Source organism: Caulobacter sp., assembly GCF_035254145.1.
GTDB lineage: Bacteria > Pseudomonadota > Alphaproteobacteria > Caulobacterales > Caulobacteraceae > Caulobacter.
Genome location: NZ_DATFAV010000070.1, coordinates 1 through 20,917 on the forward strand (window position 1 = coordinate 1; position 20,917 = coordinate 20,917).

At 67.2% G+C, this 20,917-nt stretch carries 20 protein-coding genes, 2 tRNA genes and 1 pseudogene; 17 read left to right on the plus strand and 6 right to left on the minus strand.

Translation table 11 applies throughout. The features are described from left to right. The 3 genes from VJ655_RS03835 to VJ655_RS03845 form a co-directional block, all read right to left on the minus strand. Nucleotides 1–512 (minus strand): DUF885 family protein (locus VJ655_RS03835; protein ID WP_324098460.1); only part of this gene is annotated, 512 nt, incomplete at its 3' end. A gap of 94 nt (nt 513–606) precedes the next feature. Continuing rightward, nucleotides 607–681: transfer RNA gene (locus VJ655_RS03840), tRNA-Gly, on the minus strand. A gap of 48 nt (nt 682–729) precedes the next feature. Further along, nucleotides 730–804 (minus strand) — tRNA-Gly (locus tag VJ655_RS03845). 160 nt (nt 805–964) lie between these two features. On the opposite strand from VJ655_RS03845, the gene VJ655_RS03850 reads away from it, so the two are divergent. Continuing rightward, the gene (locus tag VJ655_RS03850) at nt 965–1,825 is read left to right on the plus strand and encodes an SDR family oxidoreductase (RefSeq protein WP_324098463.1); all 861 of its coding nucleotides are present in this window, start codon (nt 965–967) and stop codon (nt 1,823–1,825) included. A 288-nt stretch (nt 1,826–2,113) separates the two neighbouring features. Next, nucleotides 2,114–2,210 (plus strand): annotated as a pseudogene (locus tag VJ655_RS21020) (hypothetical protein); the annotation flags it as partial. A gap of 31 nt (nt 2,211–2,241) precedes the next feature. Here the strand turns inward: VJ655_RS21020 and VJ655_RS03855 are convergent. Next, the gene (locus tag VJ655_RS03855) at nt 2,242–3,114 is read right to left on the minus strand and encodes an alpha/beta hydrolase (RefSeq protein WP_324098466.1); all 873 of its coding nucleotides are present in this window, start codon (nt 3,112–3,114) and stop codon (nt 2,242–2,244) included. Between the two features lie 55 nt (nt 3,115–3,169). On the opposite strand from VJ655_RS03855, the gene VJ655_RS03860 reads away from it, so the two are divergent. After that, a complete protein-coding gene (locus VJ655_RS03860) occupies nt 3,170–4,351 on the plus strand; it encodes a glycosyltransferase family 4 protein (RefSeq protein WP_324098469.1) in 1,182 nt (393 codons plus the stop codon). Continuing rightward, a complete protein-coding gene (locus VJ655_RS03865; protein ID WP_324098473.1) occupies nt 4,348–5,319 on the plus strand; it encodes a glycosyltransferase family 9 protein in 972 nt (323 codons plus the stop codon). The genes VJ655_RS03860 and VJ655_RS03865 overlap by 4 nt, the downstream gene beginning before the upstream one ends. An 11-nt stretch (nt 5,320–5,330) precedes the next feature. On the opposite strand, the gene VJ655_RS03870 is transcribed toward VJ655_RS03865, so the two are convergent. Beyond that, the gene (locus VJ655_RS03870; RefSeq protein WP_324098481.1) at nt 5,331–5,930 is read right to left on the minus strand and encodes a YitT family protein; all 600 of its coding nucleotides are present in this window, start codon (nt 5,928–5,930) and stop codon (nt 5,331–5,333) included. A 233-nt stretch (nt 5,931–6,163) separates the two neighbouring features. Here VJ655_RS03870 and infC point away from each other — a divergent pair, with 233 nt between their 5' ends. From infC to msrA, 12 genes are all read left to right on the plus strand, one after another. Further along, the gene (gene infC, locus VJ655_RS03875) at nt 6,164–6,685 is read left to right on the plus strand and encodes a translation initiation factor IF-3 (protein WP_324098488.1); all 522 of its coding nucleotides are present in this window, start codon (nt 6,164–6,166) and stop codon (nt 6,683–6,685) included. Nucleotides 6,686–6,839: 154 nt separating this feature from the next. Next, on the plus strand, nt 6,840–8,771 hold the full coding sequence (locus VJ655_RS03880) for a S9 family peptidase (protein ID WP_324098490.1): 1,932 nt from the start codon (nt 6,840–6,842) through the stop codon (nt 8,769–8,771). Nucleotides 8,772–8,961: 190 nt separating this feature from the next. After that, on the plus strand, nt 8,962–10,899 hold the full coding sequence (locus VJ655_RS03885) for a S9 family peptidase (RefSeq protein WP_324098493.1): 1,938 nt from the start codon (nt 8,962–8,964) through the stop codon (nt 10,897–10,899). Nucleotides 10,900–10,950: 51 nt separating this feature from the next. Further along, nucleotides 10,951–12,144, plus strand: coding sequence for an MFS transporter (locus tag VJ655_RS03890; protein WP_324098496.1), 1,194 nt, complete (start codon nt 10,951–10,953; stop codon nt 12,142–12,144). A 175-nt stretch (nt 12,145–12,319) separates the two neighbouring features. Then, nucleotides 12,320–12,520: a 50S ribosomal protein L35 gene (rpmI, locus tag VJ655_RS03895; protein ID WP_013080314.1), complete on the plus strand. Its 201-nt coding sequence runs from the start codon at nt 12,320–12,322 to the stop codon at nt 12,518–12,520. A gap of 15 nt (nt 12,521–12,535) precedes the next feature. After that, on the plus strand, nt 12,536–12,892 hold the full coding sequence (gene rplT, locus VJ655_RS03900; protein ID WP_013080315.1) for a 50S ribosomal protein L20: 357 nt from the start codon (nt 12,536–12,538) through the stop codon (nt 12,890–12,892). Between the two features lie 120 nt (nt 12,893–13,012). Continuing rightward, nucleotides 13,013–14,086: a phenylalanine--tRNA ligase subunit alpha gene (pheS, locus tag VJ655_RS03905; protein ID WP_324098500.1), complete on the plus strand. Its 1,074-nt coding sequence runs from the start codon at nt 13,013–13,015 to the stop codon at nt 14,084–14,086. Nucleotides 14,087–14,223: 137 nt separating this feature from the next. Continuing rightward, on the plus strand, nt 14,224–16,662 hold the full coding sequence (gene pheT, locus VJ655_RS03910) for a phenylalanine--tRNA ligase subunit beta (RefSeq protein ID WP_324098502.1): 2,439 nt from the start codon (nt 14,224–14,226) through the stop codon (nt 16,660–16,662). A gap of 262 nt (nt 16,663–16,924) precedes the next feature. Further along, the gene (locus VJ655_RS03915) at nt 16,925–17,074 is read left to right on the plus strand and encodes a hypothetical protein (protein ID WP_324098504.1); all 150 of its coding nucleotides are present in this window, start codon (nt 16,925–16,927) and stop codon (nt 17,072–17,074) included. Between the two features lie 123 nt (nt 17,075–17,197). Beyond that, the gene (locus VJ655_RS03920; RefSeq protein WP_324098507.1) at nt 17,198–17,500 is read left to right on the plus strand and encodes a hypothetical protein; all 303 of its coding nucleotides are present in this window, start codon (nt 17,198–17,200) and stop codon (nt 17,498–17,500) included. Further along, complete coding sequence (locus VJ655_RS03925; protein WP_324098509.1) at nt 17,479–17,763, plus strand: hypothetical protein; 285 nt, start codon at nt 17,479–17,481, stop codon at nt 17,761–17,763. The genes VJ655_RS03920 and VJ655_RS03925 overlap by 22 nt, the downstream gene beginning before the upstream one ends. A gap of 55 nt (nt 17,764–17,818) precedes the next feature. Continuing rightward, nucleotides 17,819–18,409, plus strand: coding sequence for a peptide-methionine (S)-S-oxide reductase MsrA (gene msrA / locus VJ655_RS03930; RefSeq protein WP_324098511.1), 591 nt, complete (start codon nt 17,819–17,821; stop codon nt 18,407–18,409). A gap of 11 nt (nt 18,410–18,420) precedes the next feature. Here the strand turns inward: msrA and VJ655_RS03935 are convergent, their stop codons facing one another. Next, nucleotides 18,421–19,041: a DUF1134 domain-containing protein gene (locus VJ655_RS03935; RefSeq protein WP_324098513.1), complete on the minus strand. Its 621-nt coding sequence runs from the start codon at nt 19,039–19,041 to the stop codon at nt 18,421–18,423. Between the two features lie 161 nt (nt 19,042–19,202). On the opposite strand from VJ655_RS03935, the gene lepA reads away from it, so the two are divergent. Further along, a partial coding sequence (gene lepA / locus VJ655_RS03940) for a translation elongation factor 4 (protein WP_324098515.1) occupies nt 19,203–20,917 on the plus strand: 1,715 nt, incomplete at its 3' end.

Genomic DNA, 20,917 nt, shown 5'->3' on the forward strand with positions numbered 1-20,917 from the left:
CCCCGGCGAGCATTGTCGATATTGGCCGCGTACCAGCCGGGGGCCGCATTGAGCAGGGCGATCCAGCGCCGCGCCTCCTCCTCGGTCCGCAGGGTCATGCCGGCGGCGCGGTACAGCATCAGGAGGTCGAAGCCGCCGTCGCTGCTGAACGGCATGCGCGACTCGTCGAAGCTCGCCGCCTCGATCCGCTCGCCCAGGCTGAACAGCAGAAGCTCCCGGGTCAGCCGCTCTTGCTCGGACAGTCCCTTGAGGTCCATCGCCAGCAGCTGCTCCCTGATCGTCTTGAGCTTGGCGGTCCGATCGGCGTCGGCGGCGGACGAAACGTCGGGCAGGCGCCAGCGCGCGTCCGCCGAGCCGCCGGAATCCGGATCTTCGTTGGGATCTCCCAGGGCCTCGTAGCGGGCGACGAGCCCGGTCAAGGTGTCGGAGGGGCCCGCCCATGCGGCCGAGGCCATCATGACGGCGAGACAGACGCCGGCCACGCCGGCGCGCCAGGAGCGGTTACGGATCATGACGGCGAGCTTAGGCGAACCCTCGGCGGCGCGCGACTCGACGCCGCGCGGAACGGCGTCTGATCTGTCCAATATTCGGATGGGGTTCCGAGAATGGAGCGGGCGAAGAGATTCGAACTCTCGACATCCACCTTGGCAAGGTGGCGCTCTACCACTGAGCTACGCCCGCGCTATTCGCGAGATATGGTCTCATCCAACCGCCCGGAAGCCGGGAGAATGGAGCGGGCGAAGAGATTCGAACTCTCGACATCCACCTTGGCAAGGTGGCGCTCTACCACTGAGCTACGCCCGCATCGGAGGGGCTTCGAAGAGCGCCCCGCGACGAGGAGGCGGCTTATGGCAGAGCGCTTCGCGGTTTGCAAGCGCCCTTTGGGGGGTTGCGGAGCGGCTTTTTTACGAGGCTTGATCCGGACGGGTTCTGGTCGGGTTTTTCTGGGGGCGGAGTTCGAGCGTTGCGTCTCTTTGTGTTCGGTCTGGGCTATGTCGGCGAAGCCTTCGCCAGCGTTTTGAAGGCGCGTGGGTGGGAGGTCGCGGCCACGGCGCGGAGCGCGCAGCAGGCCCAGGCGCTGCGAGCCCAGGGAATCACGCCCGTCGATCCGGCCGATCGCGACGCCATGGCGCGGGCCCTGACAGGGGTCAAAGCGATCCTGGTCACCGCCCCGCCTGGCCCCGACGGCTGCCCCGCCCTGGAGTCGATCGTTCCGGCTCTGGCCCAGGCCCAGGCCTTTCCGGACTGGATCGGTTACCTGTCGACGACCGGCGTCTATGGCGACTTCGAAGGGCGCTGGGTGTTCGAGACCTCACCGCTGAAGGCTCAATCGGTCGAGGGCGCGCGCCGCGTGGGCGCCGAGCGCGATTGGCAGGAGGTCGGGCGCGGCATGGGGCTGACGGTGACCGTCTTCCGTCTGCCCGGCATCTATGGCCCAGGGCGCAGCGCGCTTGACCGCCTGCGAGCCGGCGAAGGCCGCCGCATCGTCAAGCCCGGCCAGGTGTTCAGCCGAATCCACGTCGACGACATCGTCTCGGGCCTTCTGGCTTCGCTGGATCGGCCCCGCGCCGGCGGCGTCTACAACCTCGTCGACGACGAGCCCGCTCCGCCCCAGGACGTGATGGAGCACGCGGCCAAGCTGCTCGGCGTCCCCGTCCCGCCGGACCTGCCGTTCAACGCCCTGGGCATGTCCCCCGCCACCCGCCGCTTCTACGCCGAGAACAAGCGCGTCTCGAACGCCCGCGCCAAGGCGGAACTGGCCTGGCGTCCAGCCTATCCGACCTACCGCGAGGGGTTGGCGGGGATCCTGAAAGCGGGGGGTTAAGGGTTACGGGTGGGATGCGGCCAGCTACTGCTAGCGTCTTCTTGCGCCGTGGTATGTGCAAAAGGCGGCCCACATGGTGGTCGCTCCTATCACGAACACCGTACCGAGCCCTTCAGCGAATTGCGCGATAACGAAAGCGGTTCCCGCAATCGCGAGCGCAACGGCGAGATACACCCACATCGGGAACATCAGCGGTCCTCCCAAATTCGCGCCAGCGAGGCTACGCCTCGGGGTTGCCGGGAGCAATGTCTGCAACGGGTCGATCATAGTCCTTCGACTTCATCCCAAATCCGACCTTCCCGGCGACTGCCGGCATTCAGATCGAACCCACGAGCCTCCATCCCCAGCCGCTCCAGATGAATCTGGACCCCGGCGTTCGCCGGGAGATCGGTGTGTGGAATTTTTGAGAAGGCCAACTATTCGTCGTCGGTCGCCGGCAGGCGTGGCGTGATTCCCACGGCCTCCAGCCCCGCCGCGTTGCGTAGGCGCGCGGCCCGCGCCAGGCGGCGGGAGACGAGGTCGCCCTCCTCCGGCTCGGCCAGGCCCTTGGCCTCGGCGACGGCGGCGACCAGGCGCTCCAGGTCTTGCGGCCGCGAGAGCCGATGGTCGCCATCCTTGATCAAACTGAAGACGACGTCCCGCGAGGTCAGGGCGTTGGCCAGTTCCAGCGCGTGGGTCCAGGGAACGTCAGGGTCCCCGCCGCCCTGCAGCACGCGAACCGGCGCGTCGATCGGCACGGGTCCGGGAAGGATCGACCACCGCGCCCCATCTTCCAGCAAGTCGCGCGTGATGGCGTAGCCGCCGTCGTCATACTCCGAGGGCCGGACCCAGAAGCCGTCACGGGCGATGGCCGCCTTGGCCTCATCCGACAACTCCGGCTCCATCAGCTTCTCGGTGAAGTCGGGCGCCGGGGCGATCAGCACCAGCGCCTTTACCCGATCGGGGCGGGCGATCGCCGCCAAGCAGGCCAGCCAGCCGCCCATCGACGAGCCGACCAGGACCAGCGGGCCCGCCGTCAGCTCGTCGATCACCGCCAGGACGTCTTCCCGCCAACGGGTGATCGTGCCGTCCCTGAATTGGCCCTCGGACTGGCCGTGGCCGAAATAGTCGAAGCGCACATAGGATCCACCGGTCGCCTGGGCCTGTTCGGCCAGCACCTGCGCCTTGGTCCCGGTCATGTCCGAATGGAAGCCGCCCAGCCAGACAACGGTCGCCCCCTCGCCGTCGACGCGCCGGAAGGCGAGCTTCGAACCGTCTTCGCGCGTCAGGGCGCCTCGGGATTCGGTCATGGCGTCGCCTCGATCCTTTCGCTAACTAAAACCGCGTTGTTTCCGCGAGAGTCGCGTGCCCGACCTACCCGCCGATTTCACCCTTCTGCAAGTCACGCCGGAACTCGAGACCGGCGGCGCCGAGCAGACCACGATTGATGTCGCCCATGCGGTGGTGGCGCAAGGCGGCAAGGCCCTGGTCGCGACCAAGGGCGGCAGGATGGCCGCGCGCCTGACGGCCGACGGGGCGCGCCTGGCCCAGATGCCGGCCCAGTCCAAGAACCCCCTGGTCATGCTAGGCAACGCCGCGCGGCTGATCGACCTGATCCGGCGCGAGAAGGTCAGCCTGGTGCACGCCCGCTCGCGCGCGCCGGCGTTCAGCGCGCTCTGGGCAGCGCATTCGACAAAGACGCCCTTCGTGGCGACCTACCATGGGGTCTATAACGCCAGGTCGAACCTCAAGCGCTGGTACAACGCCGTCATGACCAAGGGGGACCTGGTCATCGCCAATTCCGAATACACCCGCGAGCACGTGATCCGCGAGCATGGCGTGGCGCCCGAAAAGGTGGTCGCCATTCCGCGCGGCGTCGACCTGTCGCGCTTCGAGCCGGGCGTGGTCGGCGCCGACCGGCTCGAGGCCCTGCGCAAGGCGTGGGGTGTCGCGACGGACGAGCGGCGGCTGAAGGTGCTGCTAGCCGGGCGCCTGACGCGCTGGAAGGGTCAGGCCTTGCTGGTCGAGGCCATGGCCATCCTGAAGGCGCGCGGCGAAGATCGCGTGCTGCTGCTGCTGGCCGGCGACGACCAGGGTCGCAAGGGCTACCGCGCCGAACTCAGCGCGGCCATCGCCGCCGCCGGCCTCGAGGACCGGGTCAAGCTGGTCGGCCACTGCGACGACATGCCGGCCGCCTACCTGCTGGCCGACGTCGCGATCGCGCCTTCGCTGGAGCCGGAAGCCTTCGGCCGGACCGCGGTGGAGCCCCAGGTCATGGGTCGCCCAGTGATGGCCGCCGATCACGGCGCGACGCGCGAAACCGTCCTCCCCGGCGAAACCGGCTGGCTGGTCACGCCCGGCGACGCCCGGGCCTGGGCCGACGCGCTGCTGGTCGCGTGCGAAGCCGGCGCGGCGCGGCGTCAGGCCATGGGCCAGGCCGCGCGCGCCAGGGCTCGGCGATTGTATTCGGTGGACGCGATGTGCGAAGCGACCCTCGACGTCTATGCGCGCGTGCTGGAAGCGCGGTCCCTGGAGCGTTCGTCTTGAGCAAGGAGATCAAAAAGGTCCTGGTCATCAAGCTGGGCGCGCTGGGCGACTTCGTCCTGGCCCTGGCGGCGATGAAGAAGATCCGCGAGGCGCACCCCAAGGCCAAGATCACCCTGCTGACCACGCCGCCGTTCGAGGCGCTGGCCAAGCTCAGCCCGTACTTCAACCTGGTCGAAACGGATGGCCGCCCCGGCGGCTTCAGCGAGACCATGGCGATGATCAGCCGGATCCGGAAGGCGGGCTATGACCGCATCTACGACCTGCAGACCAACAACCGCACCAACTGGTACTTCCAACTGCTGCGCCCCTTCCCGCCGCAATGGAGTGGGATCGCCTTCGGCTGCGCCCTACCGCAGAAGGGCAAGGCTCGCCTGCGCATGCACACCCTGGAGCGTCAGGCCGACCAGCTGAAGGCGGCTGGGATCTGGCCGGACGCCCCCACGGAGCCGGGCGCCGCCCCGCCGCCGGACCTGTCCTGGATCCTGCGCAAGTCCAAGGAGACTCGTCCGGTTCCCGGCGCGAACGCCCCCAAGCCCTATGTGCTTCTGGTGCCGGGCGGCTCGGCGCATCGTCCTGAAAAGCGCTGGCCCGTCGAGTTCTACGCGCAGTTGGCGTCGCTGCTGAAGCCGCGCGGGCTGGACATCATCATCATCGGCGGACCGCAGGAAAGCGCGATGGCTCGCCATATCCAGAAGGCCGTCGGCGGCGCGCGAGACCTGACTGGTCGCACCGACTTCGCCCAGCTGGCCGTGCTCGGCGCCAAGGCCGCGCTCGCGGTCGGCAACGACACCGGCCCGACTCACCTGCTGGCGGCCGCCGGCGCGCCGACGATCGCCCTCTTCTCCGACGCCTCCGACCCCGACCTCTGCGCCCCGCGCGGCCACGTGACGGTGATCCGCTCGCACGACCTGCAGGCGCTGCCGGTCAGCACCGTCGCCAGCGCGGCGATCGCCCTGACGACGCGCTGAAATCCCGAAGCTCAGTACCCCGCGTAGCGCCCTGGCTTGTGGTTAGCGATGATCACCGCGCTGAGGGCCACGGCGCTGGCGACCGATAGCAAGAGCTTGTCGAAGCTGATCGTGAAGAAGGCCGCCCCCACCACGACGCAGTCGGCGGCCATCTGCACCTTGCCGGCGCTGATTCCCCGTCGTTCCTGCAGATAGAGGGCCAGCACCCCGATCCCGCCCACGCTGGAGCGGTGCCGGGCCAGGGCCAGAATGCCCATGCCGATGATCGTGCCGCCGAAGATCGCGGCGAAGACCGGGTCCACCCCGGTCACCTTCAGCCAATGCGGCATGGCGAAGGCGAAAGCGGCCAGCAGCAGGTTCGTCGCCAAGGTCTTGAGCGTGAAGATCCAGCCCAGCGTACGCTGGGCCAGGACGTAGAACGGCAGGTTCAGCACGAAGAACACCACGCCCACCGGCCAGCCGCTCAGATAGGAAACGATCAGCGCCACCCCGGCGACGCCGCCGGTGACCAGTCCCGCGGCCTTCAGCAGGGTGAGGCCCACGGCGATGAAGCTGGAGCCGATCAGGAGCGCGTGAATGTCCTCGATGGCGGTGTGGCGGTGCGGATTCATCAGATTTGGACAGGCGTTTTCGTCAGGAGGAACTCGTCCCCGCCTCGCCGTTTCCGCCCGTTCGTCCGTCCCGGCCGAAAAAACTCGGTCCGTCGGCGTCTCTTTGGCCGCCTTCGCTTGATAGAGCGCGGCCGGCGCGTCATATATCAGTTTCTCGCGGCGCGCCCAGCGCGGCGCGAACACGTTTAGCTATCCCCTTACAACTGCCCCGGAGCCGCCCTATTCGCCGTCCTATGCAAACGCCGCCCGTCAAGGATGGGCCGCGTATCAACGATGAAATCCGTGTCCCGCGCGTCCTGCTGATCGACCAGAATGGCGAAAAGCAAGGCGAGATGCCGACGTCCGCCGCCCTGGAAGCGGCCGAAGAGGCTGGCCTGGACCTGGTTGAAATCGTTCCGAACGCCAATCCTCCCGTCTGCAAGATCCTGGACTACGGCAAGTTCAAGTTTCAGGAGCAGAAGAAGAAGAACGAGGCGCGCAAGCGGCAGAAGGTGGTCGAGCTTAAGGAGATCAAGCTCCGCCCGAACATCGACATTCACGACTACGAAGTGAAGGCCAAGGCGATGTTCCGCTTCTTCGAGGAAGGCGACAAGGTCAAGGTGACCCTGCGCTTCCGCGGTCGCGAAATGGCTCACCCCGAGCTCGGCATGAAGCTGCTCCAGAAGGTCAAGGCCGACTTCGACGAAGTCGCCAAGGTCGAATACGAGCCGCGCATGGAAGGCCGGCAGATGATCATGATCCTGGCGCCGCGCTAGGCTCACATCACGGGTAGACACGAAAAACGCCCTGGCCTCGCGGCCGGGGCGTTTTTTTGTTTCGCGCCGGTTTCGTTTCGCGCCAGGTCACCATTCGAGCGTCTCGACAGCTTCGCAGCCTTTGGTAGAGTTGGCTCGGGTCGGGGAGTTTCGCGTGTTCAAGTCCTTGCTGGCCGCCGCCGCGGTCTGTTTCGCTCTGATTTCCGGTCCCGCGCTCGGCGCCGAGAAGCCTGGTCTGGCCGTCTATGGCCAACTCCCGCAGATCGAAGCGGTGAAACTCTCGCCGGAAGGCGAGAAGCTCGCCGTGATCCTGACGAACGGCGAGGAGCGCTTCCTGGCGGTGCGCAAACTCGACGGCAAACTCCTGACCGGCGTCAAGGCCGGGACGACCAAGCTCCGCAATGTCATCTGGGCGGGCGAGGATCACATCATCATGGTGTCCTCCCAGACGGCGGACATCATGGACCTGCGAGGTCCAGCCCGGGAATACCTGATGGCGGTCGACCTGAACCTGGTCACCCACAAGCAGACCCTCCTCCTGCGCTCGCAGCCGAGTTCGATGAACGTGATCCTGGACACGCCGATGGTCCGGATGATCGACGGCGAGCCCGTGGTGTTCGTCGAAGGCGTGCACTTCGTCGACAATGTGGGCGTCGACACACTCTATCGGATCAATCTCAAGGACGGCCACACCCGCATGCTGGACAGCATCGCCCGTCCGGACACCGACGGCTGGCTGGTCGACGGCGCGGGCGAGCCCGTGGCTCAGTCGCTTTACGATGGCAAGAAAGGCCGCTGGAGCCTGCGGATGAAGATCGGCTCGGGCTGGAAGACAGTCGACGAGGCCGCCTCGCCGATGGGCTCCTACGGCCTGTCGGGCTTTGGACGCGACGGCAGGTCGGTGCTGGTCTGGCGCGTCGACGACGACCACACCGACATCCTGCGCGAATATCGCGGCGTCGGCGACTATGCGGACCTGCCCGGCGACCTCGACCTCAGCGGCCTGCTGCACGATCCCGACAGCCTGGGCCTGGTGGGCGGCTATAGGTTGAAAGGCGACGATCTGACCTACACCTTCTTCGACCCCGCCAGCCAGAAGGCGTGGGATGCGGTGACCAAGGCCTTCAAGGGCGACCGGATCACGTTGGCCTCCTGGTCGAAGAACCGGCGACGCGTGGTGGTCGAGGTGGATTCGGCCACCGAGGGGCCCGCCTATGCGCTGGTCGACCTCGACGCCAAGCGCGCCGACTGGTTGGGCGTTGTCTACACGGGCGTCGATGGACAGATCTCACCGGTGCGCCCGATCAAGTACAAGGCCGCCGACGGCCTGGAGATCACCGGCTACCTCACCCTGCCCAAGGGGCGCGCCCCGAAGAACCTGCCGCTGGTGGTGCTGCCGCACGGCGGGCCGGAGGGCCGCGACACGCCAGGCTTCGACTGGTGGAGCCAGGCCCTGGCCTCGCGCGGCTATGCGGTGCTGCAGCCCAACTTCCGAGGCTCCGAGGGCTTTGGATGGGACTTCGTCGAGGCGGGCTTCGGTGAGTGGGGCAAGAAGATGCAGACGGATCTGTCCGACGGCGTCCGCGACCTCACCAAACAGGGAATCGTCGATCCCAAGCGCGTCTGTATCGTCGGCGCCTCCTACGGCGGCTACGCGGCGCTCGCGGGCGCTACGCTGGATCCCGGTGTCTATCGCTGCGCGGTCTCGGTGGCGGGCCCTTCGGATCTCAAGAAGATGCTGCTCTCGGTCCGGGACTCCCACAACGGCGAGATGTCGGCCGCCCAGCGCTACTGGCTGCGCTTCATGGGCGCGGACGGGATCAAGGATCCGGACCTCGCGGCCATCTCCCCCGCCAAGCTGGCCGACAAGGTCGAGATCCCGATCCTGCTGATCCACGGCAAGGACGACACCATCGTGCGCTACGATCAGAGCCTGGCCATGGCCGACGCCCTGAAGAAGGCCGGCAAACCGGTCGCCTTCGTCACCCTGGAAAGCGAGGACCACTGGCTCTCGCGCGGCGCCACCCGGCTGAAGATGCTGACCGAGACGGTGGCCTTCGTCGAAAAGCACAATCCGCCGGACTAACGGAACGGCGCGACGCCCTCGCAGCCGGGAATAGCGATGGACATCAACTCCCTCCAGAGTAGAATTCTCTGGGCTGAGGAGAGTGTCCATGTTCAGGTCTTTGCTCGCGCTAGGCTCTACTCTTTTCCTTCTCGGCGTGGAGGCTAAGGCCTCGCCCAAGACGGACCTCAGTCTCTATGGCGCGCTCCCCATGGTGGAGGACGTCCAGATCTCGCCGGACGGGTCCAAGCTCGCGGTGATCACGACGGACGGCGACAACCGCTACCTGACCGTGCGCAAGACATTGGGCGGCGGCATCACCGGGGTGGCGGTGGGCGCCCACAAGCTTCGCGGCGTCACCTGGGCCGGCGAAGACCATGTGCTGCTGCTGTCCTCGATGAGCACCGAGGGCATGTACATGAAGGGACGCCCCCGGGAATATTTCACGTTGAGCGACTTCGATCTGAAGATGGATCGCCAACGCACCCTCCTGGAATCCAGCAACAACGCCATGAACATCGTGGTCGGACAGCCCCAGGTCCGTACGATCAAAGGGGAAACGGTGGTGTTCCTGGAAGGCGTCCGCTTCATGCGTGGCGTGGGAGCCGACACCCTGTTCAGCATCAATCTTCGGACGCGCGCGCTACGCATGCTGGATCACGGCGCGCGCTTCGATTCGGACGCCTGGCTCGTGGACGCCAATGGCGAGCCTCTCGCCCAAAGCCTTTACGACAGCAGCGCGGGTCGCTGGAGCCTTCTGATGAAGGTCGGCTCGAACTGGAAGACCATCGAGAAGGCCGACGCGCCCATGGGATCCTATGGCGTCGCGGGACTCGGACGTGACGGAAAATCCGTCCTCGTCTGGCGCCGAGGCGATCAGCAGGTGTTGACGGAGTACCGTCCAGACTCGCCGCCGGAGACCCTTCCCGACGAGATGGCCTATAGCGGCCTCCTTCACGACCCCGTTAGCCAGAAGCTCTTGGGAGGCTACGGGCACGAGGGCGACGACCTCGTCTATCGCTTCTTCGACGCCGAGGATCAGCGGGCTTGGCTGACCGTCACCAAACCGTTCAAGACGGATCGCGTCGCGCTGCAGTCCTGGTCCAACGACCGTCGCCGCCTCGTGGTGCGCGTCGACTCGCCGACGCAGGGACTCAACTTCTATTTTGTCGACCTCAATACGCGTCAGGCCCTACCGCTCGGGCCGGTCTACAAGGGACTGAGCCCCGCGGAAATCTCGCCGGTGCGGACGGTCCGCTACGACGCGGCCGACGGTCTCAAGATCAATGCCTATCTGACGCTCCCAAAAGATCGCGCCCCGCAGAACTTGCCCCTGATCGTGCTGCCGCACGGGGGACCAGAAGGTCGCGACACGCTAGGATTCGACTGGTGGAGCCAAGCTCTGGCGTCTCGCGGCTACGCGGTGCTGCGCCCCAACTTCCGCGGTTCCGATGGCTATGGCGCTGAGTTCGTACGCGCCGGCTTCGACCAGTGGGGCCGCAAGATGCAGACGGACCTTTCCGACGGCGTCCTCGCCCTCGCCCGCGAAGGCGTGATCGACCCCAAGCGCGTCTGCATCGTCGGCGCATCATACGGCGGTTACGCAGCGCTGGCCGGCGCGACTTCGGGCACGGGCGTCTATCGCTGCGCTGTCTCGGTGGCGGGGCCTTCCGACCTGAAGCGAATTGAGCACGCGGTCGCCCACCCCGGGCGCACCTGCCAGACCAATTACCAGTCGATCGGGTCTCGGAGGGATTCCTGCCCCGCCTATGGGACCGGCCCCGCCAACCTCGACCGGCTGCTCCGCGCCGACCCAGACGCCCGCGACCTGAAGACCGCCACGTCGCCGCGCTACTGGCTGCGCTTCATGGGCGTTGGCGGCGACAAACAGCCAGACCTCGACGCGATCTCGCCCGTGACCCAGGCGGCCAAGGCCGATATCCCGATCCTCCTGATCCATGGCGAGCAGGACACCGTGGTGCCGATCGAGCAGAGCCAGATCATGGCCGAGGCGCTGAAAAAGGCCGGCAAACCCGTCGAGCTCATCACGCTGAAGGGCGAGGACCACTGGCTGTCCAGCGGAACCACGCGCCTGCAGATGCTGACCGAGACCGTCGCCTTCCTCGAAAAGCACAATCCGCCGGAGTGACGATAACAGCGGTCGCCAAGCGGGAGGTTCGACGGTAAACCGCGCGTCCTGATGTCCGAGCCCCGTCACAGCACCCGCGCCCTGGCCGTCCTGCTCCTGGTTGTTTTCGTCAACCTGGTGGGCTTTGGCGTGGTCATTCCGCTGCTGCCGTTCTACGCCAAGGCCCTGAGCGCCGCGCCGTGGCAGGTGACGACGATGTTCGCCGCCTACAGCCTGGGCCAGTTCTTCGGCGAGCCGTTCTGGGGGCGGATGTCGGACAGGATCGGACGGCGGCCGGTGCTGATCGTCACCATCCTGGCCAACGCCGTGGCCTATGCCGCCCTGGCCTTCGCGCCCGACATCTGGACCGCCATGGCCATCCGCCTGGTCGGCGGCTTCGGCAGCGGCAATATCTCGACCATTCAGGGCTACATGGCTGACGTGACGCCGCCGGAGAAGCGCGCGGGCCGCATGGGCCTGCTCGGCGCGGCGTTCGGGGCCGGCTTCGTCATCGGCCCGTCGCTGGGCGGTTTGCTGGCCCATCCCAACGCCGGCCAGCTGGGCTTTCAGATCCCATTGTTCGTCGCCGCCGGCATGGCCGCGACCGCCGCGGCAGGCGTCGTCCTGTTCGTGACCGAGAGCCGCGGCCCCTCGGCCCCGGGCTTGCCGCAACAGGGACGGATGGAGGCCCTGGCCCAGGCCGCCGAGCACCCGGTGTTGTCCCGCGTGCTGCTGGTCACCCTGGTCTCGACCGGGGCTTTCGCGGGCATGGAGTCGATCTTCGGCCTCTGGGCGAACGTCCGCTTCGACTGGGGGCCGCGTCAGGTCGGGCTGTGCTTCGCCGTCATCGGCGTGATCGCCTCGCTGGGCCAGGGCGTCCTGACCGGTCGGTTGGCTCGCCGCTTCGGCGAGGGTCCAGTGCTGACCACGGGGCTTTCGATCATCGCGCTCAGCCTTTTCGCCACGCCGTTCGCGCCGCATCCCGGCCTGGCCATCGTGGCGGTGGGCTGCACGGCTTTCGGCCAGTCTCTGGTCTTTCCGTGCGTCGCGGCCCTGATCTCGCGCGCCAGTCCTCATGATCGGCAGGGCCAGATGCTGGGCCTGAACATGGCGGCCGGGTCCCTGGCCCGCATCGGCGGTCCTCTGACGGCGGGTCCGCTGTTCGGTTTGGCGGCCGGCGGTCCCTATTGGCTGGGCGCGGCGCTGATGATCCCGGCCATCGCCTTCGCCGTAACCATCGTGCATCGGACCAAGAACGCCGCGTAGTTTTGGCCGTGTGGCGGCGTCGAAACCATCATACTTTCGGACCGTCACGCGGCTGACCCTTGCCAGCCGCGACTCTTTCCTGTAGCAACGCCGCCTTTCCGGAACCGCCTGGCCATTGGCATGCCATGGCGGTTCGTCATGCTTCCAGAGGACGGGGCGCAAGCTCCGACGCGAAATGCCGAAGTTGAAGACGAAGTCGGGCGCCAAAAAGCGCTTCAAACTGACCGCCACGGGCAAGCTGAAGGCCGGCGTCGCCGGCAAGCGCCACCGCCTGATCGGTCACAATGGCAAGTACATCCGCCAGCAGCGCGGCACGAAGGTGATGAGCGAGGCCGACGCCAAGATCATCCGCACCTACCTGCCCTACGGCCTTTAAGAGGAGCGCTGACACATGGCTCGCGTTAAACGGGGCGTCGTCGCCCACGCCAAGCACAAGAAGGTTCTCGAGCAAGCCAAGGGCTTCTACGGGCGCCGCAAGAACACCATCCGTACGGCGAAGGCCGCGGTCGACAAGGCCGGCCAGTACGCCTACCGCGACCGCAAGGTGCGCAAGCGCGCCTTCCGTTCGCTGTGGATCCAGCGCATCAACGCCGGCGCTCGTCTGGAAGGCTTCACCTACTCGCAATTTATCCACGGCCTGGACGTGGCGGGTATCGTGATGGACCGTAAGGTCCTCGCCGACATCGCCGGCGCCGATCCGGTTGCGTTCAAGGCCATCGCCGACAAGGTTCGCGCCGCTCTGGCCTAAAGGACATCTGAGTTTTTGAACTCATTCGATCCTGAAAAGCCCTCCGGTGCGAACCGGAGGGCTTTTTGCTGCGCGCTCCCCTACTCCCCCGCGACCAAATCCTCTAGACGGATGCCCGTCATGACCGATCTCAACACTCTCGAAGCCGACGTGCTGGCCCAAGTGGCGGCCGCTGGCGATCTGCAAGCGCTAGACGCCGTCCGCGTGGCCGCCGTCGGCAAGACCGGCTCGATCTCGGGCCTGCTCAAGACCTTGGGCGCGATGAGCCCCGACGAGCGCAAGACCCAGGGCGCGGCGATCAACGCCCTGCGCGACAAGGTCGGCGAGGCCATCGCCCAGAAGAAGGCCGCCCTCGAAGCCGCCGAGCTGGACGCGCGCCTGGCCAGCGAGACCCTGGACCTTTCCCTGCCCGCGCCGTACCGCCGTAAGGGATCCGTCCACCCGACCATGCAGACCATGGACGAGATGGTCGCCATCTTCGCCGAGATGGGCTTCGCCGTGGCGGAAGGCCCGGACATCGAGGACGACTTCCACAACTTCACGGCCCTGAACTTCCCGCCGAAGCACCCGGCCCGCGAGATGCACGACACCTTCTTCTTCAACACGAAGGAGAACGGCGAACGGATGCTGCTGCGCACCCACACCAGCCCCGTGCAGGTGCGGACCATGGTCAGCCAAAAGCCGCCGATCCGCATCATCGCGCCGGGCCGTACCTATCGCGTGGACAACGACGCCACCCACACGCCGGTGTTCCACCAGGTCGAGGGCCTGGTGATCGACAAGGGCATCCACATGGGCCACCTGAAGTGGACCCTAGAGACGTTCCTGGCCCGGTTCTTCGAGACCGACGCGGTCACCACCCAGTTCCGTCCGCACCACTTCCCCTTCACCGAGCCGTCCGCCGAGATGGACGTGCAGTGCGACCGTTCCGGCGGCGAGATCAAGATCGGCCAGGGCACGAGCTGGCTGGAGATCCTGGGCTGCGGGATGGTTCACCCGAACGTCCTGCGCGCCTGCGGCATCGATCCGGACGAGTACCAGGGCTTCGCCTTCGGCATGGGCGTCGATCGCCTGGGCATGCTGAAATACGGCATGCCGGACCTGCGCGACATGTGGTCGTCGGACGTCCGCTGGCTGTCGCACTACGGCTTCAGCGCCTTCGCCGCGCCGAATGCCGCCTCGGGCCTGAGCTGAAACAATGCTCCCCCTCGCGGGGGAGCTCCCGGCGAAGCCGGGTGAGGGGGAAGTGAGCGCGATGTCTGCAGCCACTCCTCCCTCCACCGCTTCGCGGTCCCCCTCCCCCAGAGGGGGAGGATTTTGAGAGACCGACGATGAAATTCACCCTCTCCTGGCTCAAGGATCACCTTGAGACCACCGCCACCGTCCCAGAGATCGTCGCGGCCATGACCATGGCCGGGCTCGAGGTCGAGCACGTCATCGATCCGGCGACCAAGCTCAAGCCCTTCACGGTCTGCAAGATCGTCGAGGCCGCGCGTCACCCGAACGCCGACCGCCTGCAGGTCTGCCAGGTCGACACCGTCGACGGTCGCAAGGAGATCGTCTGCGGCGCGCCGAACGCCCGCGCGGGCCTGACCACCATCTACGCCCCCATCGGCGCCTATGTGCCCGGCCTGGACGTCACCCTGGTCGAGAAGCCGGTGCGCGGCGTCGTCTCTAACGGCATGCTCTGCTCCGCCGCCGAGCTGGAATACGCCACCGAGAGCGACGGCATCATGGAGCTGCCCGATGCCCTGCCGGTCGGGACACCCGCTGTCGACGCCCTGGGCCTGGAAGCCGTCATCGACTTCGAAGTGACCCCCAACCGCCCCGACTGGCTGGGCGTCGCCGGCATCGCCCGCGACCTGGCCGCCGCCGGCGTCGGCAAGCTGAAGGATCTGTCGATCGCGCCGGTCGCCGGGACCTATCCGTCGCCGATCACCGTCACGGTCGATGGCGAAGCCTGCCCGGTGTTCGCCGGCCGCTACTTCCGAGGCGTCAAGAACGGCCCCTCGCCCAAGTGGCTGGCCGATCGCCTGACCGCCATTGGTCTGCGCCCGATCAGCGCCCTGGTCGATATCACCAACCTGATCACCTACGACCGCGCTCGCCCGCTGCACGTCTATGACGCCCACAAGCTGTCGGGGACGCAGATCTCGACGCGCCTGGGCCGCCATGGCGTCCACGGCGACGAGCACCTGATCGCCCTGGATGGCAAGACCTACGAACTGACGCCCGAGATGTCGGTGATCGCCGATGCGAACGGCGAGCGGCCGATCGGCCTGGGCGGCGTGATGGGCGGCGAGAGCACTGGCTGCTCGGACGAGACCACGGACGTCTTCCTGGAAAGCGCCTGGTTCGACCCGATCCGCACGGCCCAGACCGGCCGCGCCACCGGCATCGCCAGCGACGCCCAATACCGCTTCGCCCGCACGGTCGACACCGGCTCGCTGGTCGACGGTATCGAGCTGGCCACCAAGCTGATCATCGAGCTGTGCGGCGGCGATCCGTCGGAGGTGCTGGTGGTCGGCGAGGCGCCGGCCGCGCCCGAGCCTGTCCTGTTCGACCCCGCCTATGTCGGCCAACTGTCGGGCCTGGAAATCGAGCCCGAGCGGTCCTTGAAGATCCTGACCGACCTGGGCTTCAAGATCGAAGCGCCCAAGGACGTCTCGCCCACCGAGTTCGCCACCCATGCCGAGAGCGTGGTCTGCGTCACTCCGCCGACCTTCCGCCGCGACGTGGAAGGCAAGGCCGACCTGGTGGAAGAAGTCGCCCGCATCGCCGGCTACGGCGCCCTGCCCTCGACGCCCCTGCCCGAGTCGCCGCGCGCCGTCGGCGGCGTCCTGACCGCCAAGCAGGCCCGGGCTCGTACGGCCCGGCGCGCCTTGGCGGCCGCAGGCTATGCGGAGGCCGTCACCTTCAGCTTCACCAGCCGCAAGATCGCCGAGCTGTTCGGCGGCGGCCAGGCCGAGCTGCTGTTGGCCAATCCGATCGCCTCGGAACTGGACTGCATGCGCCCGTCGCTGCTGCCCAACCTAATCGAGGCCGCCGGCCGCAACGCGCGCCAAGGCTTCCCCGACGCTGCCCTGTTCGAGATCGGTCCGACCTTCCACGGCGATCGCCCGGCCGACCAGCGCACGGTTGTCTCGGCCATCCTGGTCCCCAAGGCCCCGCGCGGCTGGGACAAGGCGGCGCAAGGCGACGTCTTCACGGTGAAGGCCGACCTCCTGGCCCTTCTGGAAGAGCTAGGCGCGCCGGTCGCCTCGCTGCAGACGGCGCAGGGCTCGGCCTCGTCCTGGTGGCACCCGGGCCGTTCGGCGCGCCTGCAGCTGGGTCCCAAGGCGGTGATAGCCGAGTTCGGCGAGATCCACCCGGCGGTCCTCAAGACCCTGGACGTGGCCGGCCCGGTCTACGGCTTCGAGATCACCCTGGAGGCGATCCCCGAGCCGAAGAAGAAGTCGATCAAGACCCGCCCGGCCTTCTCGCCCTCGGCCTTGATGCCGCTGACCCGCGACTTCGCCTTCCTGGTCGAGAAGGCCAAACCGGCGGGTGATCTCGTGAAGGCCGCCGCCGGCGCCGACAAGGCTCTGATCACCGCCGCGCGCGTGTTCGACGTCTATGAGGGCCCCGGCGTGCCGGAGGGCTTCAAGTCGGTGGCGATCGAGGTCGTCGTGCAACCGCGCGAAGCGACCCTGACCGACGCCGAGATCGAGGCCCTGTCGGCCAAGATCGTCGCCGCGGTCGAGAAGGCCGGCGGCAAGCTGCGATCGTAGTCCATAAATCCTCCCCCTAGCGGGGGAGGTGTCCGCGAAGCGGACGGAGGGGGAAGTTCTAAAGGCCTCGCCGCTTCCCCCTCCGGCCTTCGGCCGCCCCCCGCCTTGGGGGGAGGATTGTCTAGTTTCTAAGCGCCCCGCCCCCACGCCAGGCAAAACCCGCCTTCCCCGCGACCGATCGCCCCTCTCACAGGCAAGACCTTGCGCGCCGCCCGCTGTCACGCTACCTGTAAGAAGCGCTAACTGGACTCATCGCTTCCACATGCAATCGACCTTCGCCTTTACCGCCTTCGTCGCCACCGGCCTCACCGCCGTGGTCGCGATGTCGTGCGCGGTGGCGATGTGGAACATGATTAACCAGATTAAAACCGTGCGAATTCGAACGGGGCAAAATCGGCGCAAGCAGCGGTAGGAACCTACCCTCCACTCAAGCCGAAGGATCGCAAGATCTCCAAAAAGCCCCGCTCCCACGAGCGGGGTTTTTTGTTGCGCGCTTCTTCGGTCCTCCAAGTCTCTCAAATCAAGGACCGCACCCATGAGCTACCTGCCTTCTCCACCTGCCTTCCACAGTGACCACGACGGCGTCACGGTTCATCAGTTGCTGCTGGCCGCCCAGGACGCCCCGAGCGCGCTCGAGGCCGTCCGCCAGGGCCTGGCCGACAGCGGCGCCGAGCTGTGTGGCCTGACGCTCAAGCCCGTCGGCCAGATCGTCGAGGCCTCGCTGAAGGTGCGCCACCTGGGCGACCAGGCCGCCCGCCTGCTGGCCCGCGACCTCGCCGCCTGGCCGGGCGTCAATTCGGCCAGCGTCGAGCATCAGTGGGTGCGTCCGTGCGCCTAGCCGACGATCTCGACCGCGAGGATGAGAAACGTCGCCTCTTCCTCGTCACCGCCGAGGACACGCCGGACGCCCTGATGCGGGTGCTGGGCGTGGCCTCGGTGCAGCAGGCGCGGCTGCGCGCCCTGTCCGCCGCTCCCGAGGGCCAGCACTTGGCCATTAGGCTCGAGATCGACGACCAGGGCGACGCCCGCGCCGAGACGCTGGCCTCGCGCCTGGCCGCCTGTCCATCAGTGCGCGGCGTCGGTTTCGGCTGGCGGGCGTAACCTTTGCGCCGTTCCGTGCGTATCTGAATTCAAGTCCGCTTCCAGAGAGACTTCGATGCGCCGCCTGATCGTCCTGCTCGCCGCCGCGTTCGCCCTGCTGGGCGCCGGCGCTTCGTCCGCCGCTACGCCGAAGACCGAGACCGCGGTGTTCGCCGGCGGCTGCTTCTGGTGCATGGAGCACGACATGGGCGGGATCCCCGGCGTGCTGAAGGTCGAGAGTGGCTACACCGGCGGCCACGTCAAGAACCCGACCTATCGCGACGTCACCAGCGAGAGAAGCGGCCACTACGAGGCCGTGCGCGTCACCTACGACCCGGCCAAGCTGGACTACGGGTTTCTGCTCTATCGCTATTGGAAGCTGGTCGATCCGACCGACGACGGCGGTCAGTTCTGCGACCGCGGGCCGTCGTATCGCCCCGCCCTGTTCGTCACCCCCGCTCAACGCCCGGTCGCCGAGAAGTCGCGCGACGAGGCGGCCAAGCGCCTGAAGACCGGGACGATGAAGGCCCAGATCCTGCCGCTGCAGACCTTCTATCCGGCCGAGGAATACCACCGCGACTACGCCAAGCGTCACGCGCTGGACTACAACCTCTATCGCACCGGCTGCGGACGCGACGCGCGGTTGCGGCAGGTGTGGGGCGGCTGAGCCGCCCCATTCTAGAACGGCAGCGTCCGGCGTTTGCGGCTGTAGCCGAGATAGCCGATGTTCGCCCCCAGGCGCAGGCCGACGCCGGCGCGGATCGGGGCCAGGGTGATCTCGTCGGCCTTCTGGTAGTTCACGCCCAGGCCGCCGATCAGATAGGCGCTGCCCTCCACGCCCGGGAAGCGGCGGAAGATGGCGTCGGGATATTGCAGATTATAGCAGAGGGTGAAGACGCGGCTGGCGTTGCCGCCCCAGTCCCAGCCCACCGACGGGCCTTGCCAGAACACCTCCAGGGTGGGTCGGCCCTTCATGTAGAGCAGGCCGCGGCCGTAGCGCAGGCCGGCGATGAACGCGCCCGATCCTTCCTCGCCGGCGACATAGGCGGTCGGCTGGCCCTTGTCCTTGAAGATTCGTTCGATCGCCGCGCCGGCGCTCTCGGCCGTGACGCCCAGGAAGTCGGACGTCGCGCGGACCATCTCGTCGCGCGAATAGGTCGAGGCGCCGCCCGTCTCGTAGTTCGGGCCGCTCGATCCCGCCGGCGGCGGATTGGTCTGATCCTGCTCGGCCAGGACATCGGTGGCCACGGCGCTCAGGCCAGCGGCGGCGCCCGAAAGGATCAGCTTGCGTCGGTCCATGTCAGGGCCTCCAGGTCGGTTAATTTGCAACACTGTTGCAAGCCATTGAGACGGGTTTGCGGCCCCAAACTTAACGCGCGGTTAAGCATGAGCCCCGCCTCGCCGCACGCCGCGCCCGCAACGCCCCTCGCGAAGCGGGCCAAATGTGCTATGCGCACGCCATGACTTCGACGCCTCTCGACAAGATCCGGAACTTTTCAATCGTGGCTCACATCGACCACGGCAAGTCCACGCTGTCCGATCGCCTGATCCAGACCACCGGCGGTCTCACCGCGCGCGAGATGAGCGCGCAGGTGCTCGACAACATGGACATCGAGAAGGAGCGCGGCATCACCATCAAGGCGCAGACCGTGCGCCTGACCTACAAGGCCAATGACGGCGAGACCTACATCCTCAACCTGATGGACACCCCAGGGCACGTCGACTTCGCCTACGAGGTGTCGCGTTCGCTGGCCGCCTGCGAAGGCTCGATCCTCGTCGTCGACGCCAGCCAGGGCGTCGAGGCCCAGACCCTGGCCAATGTCTACCAGGCCATCGACAACAATCACGAGATCGTCCCGGTCCTGAACAAGGTCGACCTGCCCGCCGCCGACGTCGACCGCGTCAAGGCGCAGATCGAGGACGTCATCGGCCTGGACGCCTCGGACGCCGTCGAATGCTCGGCCAAGACCGGCCTGGGCATCCCCGACGTGCTGGAAGCCATCGTCACCCGCCTGCCGCCGCCCAAGGGCGACCCCAACGCCCCACTGAAGGCCCTGCTGGTCGACGCCTGGTACGACGCCTATCTCGGCGTCGTCGTCCTGGTCCGCATCTTCGACGGCACGCTGAAGGCCGGCCAGCAGGTCCGCATGATGCAGACCGGCGCCACCCACCGCATCGACAAGGTCGGCGTCTTCACCCCCAAGGCCACCGACGTCGAATATCTGGGCCCCGGCGAGGTCGGCTTCTTCACCGCCTCGATCAAGGAAGTGGCCGACGCCGCCGTCGGCGACACCATCACCGACGAGAAGAAGCCCACCGCCGAAGCCCTGAAGGGCTTCAAGGAAGTGGTCCCGGTGGTGTTCTGCGGCCTCTTCCCGGTCGACGCCGCCGACTTCGAGGACCTGCGCGCCGCCGTCGGCAAGCTGCGCCTCAACGACGCCAGCTTCACCTACGAGATGGAGAGCAGCGCCGCCCTCGGCTTCGGCTTCCGCTGCGGGTTCCTGGGCCTCCTCCACCTGGAGATCATCCAGGAGCGCCTGTCCCGCGAATTCGACCTCGACCTGATCGCGACCGCCCCGTCGGTGGTCTACAAGATCAAGCTGCGCAACGGCGAAGAGATCGAGCTGCACAACCCGGCCGACCTCCCCGACGTCATGCAGATCGAGGAGATCGCCGAGCCTTGGATCAAGGCCACGATCTTCACCCCCGATGAGTTCCTGGGCGGCGTGATCAAGCTGTGCCAGGACCGTCGCGGCATGCAGCGTGAACTCTCCTACGTCGGCAGCCGCGCCATGGTCGTCTACGACCTGCCGCTGAACGAGGTGGTCTTCGACTTCTACGACCGCCTGAAGTCGATCTCGAAGGGCTACGCCAGCTTCGACTACCAGCTTGAGGACTACCGCGCCGGCGACCTCGTCAAGATGTCGATCCTGGTCAACAGCGAGCCCGTCGACGCCCTCTCGATGCTGGTCCACCGCAGCCGCGCCGAAAGCCGCGGCCGGGGCATGTGCGAGAAGATGAAGGAGCTCATCCCCCAGCACATGTTCGTCATCCCGATCCAGGCCGCCATCGGCGGCCGCATCATCGCCCGCGAAACCGTCCGCGCCCTGCGCAAGGACGTGACCGCCAAGTGCTACGGCGGCGACGCCAGCCGCAAGCGCAAGCTTCTGGACAA

Bases quoted from the DNA above. Each gene is read 5' to 3' on its own strand.
- VJ655_RS03885 (WP_324098493.1), top strand. From the start codon at position 8,962: ATGGTGGAGGACGTCCAGATCTCGCCGGACGGGTCCAAGCTCGCGGTG.
- pheT (WP_324098502.1), top strand. From the start codon at position 14,224: ATGAAATTCACCCTCTCCTGGCTCAAGGATCACCTTGAGACCACCGCC.
- VJ655_RS03920 (WP_324098507.1), top strand. From the start codon at position 17,198: ATGAGCTACCTGCCTTCTCCACCTGCCTTCCACAGTGACCACGACGGC.
- VJ655_RS03935 (WP_324098513.1), bottom strand. From the start codon at position 19,041: ATGGACCGACGCAAGCTGATCCTTTCGGGCGCCGCCGCTGGCCTGAGC.
- VJ655_RS03915 (WP_324098504.1), top strand. From the start codon at position 16,925: ATGCAATCGACCTTCGCCTTTACCGCCTTCGTCGCCACCGGCCTCACC.
- rpmI (WP_013080314.1), top strand. From the start codon at position 12,320: ATGCCGAAGTTGAAGACGAAGTCGGGCGCCAAAAAGCGCTTCAAACTG.
- msrA (WP_324098511.1), top strand. From the start codon at position 17,819: ATGCGCCGCCTGATCGTCCTGCTCGCCGCCGCGTTCGCCCTGCTGGGC.
- rplT (WP_013080315.1), top strand. From the start codon at position 12,536: ATGGCTCGCGTTAAACGGGGCGTCGTCGCCCACGCCAAGCACAAGAAG.
- pheS (WP_324098500.1), top strand. From the start codon at position 13,013: ATGACCGATCTCAACACTCTCGAAGCCGACGTGCTGGCCCAAGTGGCG.
- infC (WP_324098488.1), top strand. From the start codon at position 6,164: ATGCAAACGCCGCCCGTCAAGGATGGGCCGCGTATCAACGATGAAATC.
- VJ655_RS03890 (WP_324098496.1), top strand. From the start codon at position 10,951: ATGTCCGAGCCCCGTCACAGCACCCGCGCCCTGGCCGTCCTGCTCCTG.
- VJ655_RS03855 (WP_324098466.1), bottom strand. From the start codon at position 3,114: ATGACCGAATCCCGAGGCGCCCTGACGCGCGAAGACGGTTCGAAGCTC.
- VJ655_RS03870 (WP_324098481.1), bottom strand. From the start codon at position 5,930: ATGAATCCGCACCGCCACACCGCCATCGAGGACATTCACGCGCTCCTG.